The sequence below is a fragment of the Shewanella sp. ZOR0012 genome, from assembly GCF_000798835.1.
Taxonomy (GTDB): Bacteria; Pseudomonadota; Gammaproteobacteria; order Enterobacterales; family Shewanellaceae; genus Shewanella; species Shewanella xiamenensis.
Genome location: NZ_JTLE01000049.1, coordinates 1 through 1,463 on the forward strand (window position 1 = coordinate 1; position 1,463 = coordinate 1,463).

General features: G+C 49.6%; 1 protein-coding gene. It reads left to right on the forward strand.

Annotation, left to right across the window (positions count from 1 at the left end; translation table 11 throughout):
- Positions 1-1,463, forward strand: a 1,463-nt coding sequence (locus L976_RS01410; protein WP_047533454.1) for a beta strand repeat-containing protein, incomplete at both ends; no start/stop codon positions are given.

Here is a 1,463-nt window from a genome sequence, read left to right on the forward strand (position 1 = left end):
TGTCAGCTTCACCGTAAACGGCAATACCGTGACTGCGGGCACCACTGTTGCCTTAGAAGGCGGCAGTTTAATCATCAACGCCGACGGCTCTTACACCTTCACGCCCAACGCCAACTGGAATGGCCAAGTACCGGTCATCACCTATACCACCAACACTGGCTCAACGGCGACCTTAACCATTAATGTCACCCCAGTGGATGACCCATCAGCCTTGGTTAACGATACCAATACCGTTGCTGAAGATTCCGTTGCCACTGGTAACGTCCTTAGCAATGACAGTGATATTGATAGTACCTTGTCTGTTGTCAGCTTCACCGTAAACGGCAATACCGTGACTGCGGGCACCACCGTTACGTTAGAAGGCGGCAGTTTAATCATCAACGCCGACGGCTCTTACACCTTCACACCCAACGCCAACTGGAATGGCACAGTACCGGTGATTACTTACACCACCAACACTGGTGCAACGGCCACCTTAACCATTAATATCACCCCAGTGGATGACCCATCAGTCTTGGTTAACGATATCAATACCGTTGCTGAAGATTCCGTTGCCACTGGTAACGTCCTTAGCAATGACAGTGATATTGACAGTACCTTGTCTGTTGTCAGCTTCACTGTAAACGGCAATACCGTGACTGCGGGCACCACCGTTGCCTTAGAAGGCGGTAGCTTAGTCATCAATGCCGACGGCTCCTACACATTTACGCCTAACGAATTCTGGAATGGCCAAGTACCTGTCATTACTTACACCACCAATACTGGCTCAACCGCAACATTAACGATTAATATCACTCCGGTTGCAAATGGCGGTCCTAGTGTCACTATCACTACAGACACTAACAATGACGGTTTTATCAGTAATGAAGAACTTGGTGAAGCAAGCGAAGTAAACGTCACGATTGGCTTGGAAGGTACTGGCGCGAATGCGGGAGATACGCTCACAGTTAATGGTGTTGATTACATCCTAACGCAGGAAGACATTGATAATGGATTTGTTAATCTAACGCTTCCAGCCCCTGCTGAAGGTGAAACGATCACTGTCGTTGCGACCATAACCGATGCTGCAGGCAACACTTCACCAGAAGGCAGAGATTCCGCAGTTCTGGACACTACTGGGCCGGTGATCACTGTGAGTGCTCCCGATGATACGCAAGATACAACGCCCACTATCACGGGTACAACCGATGCACCTCCTGGTAGTACTATTACTATTTTGGTTACCGACAGCACCGGGGCACAACAAACTCTTACAACTACGGTTAACTCAGATGGAACTTATGCAGTTGATGTGACTAACCCCATCGCTGAAGGTGGTTATACTGCAGAGGCTTCAGTCACAGATCCAGCGGGTAATACAGGAAAGGCCAGCGATAACGGCAATGTTGACACCAAGATTGACCAAGACGGTGACGGTAACACCGTGGCCATCACCGCCATCACCCAAGACACTGGCAGCTCCA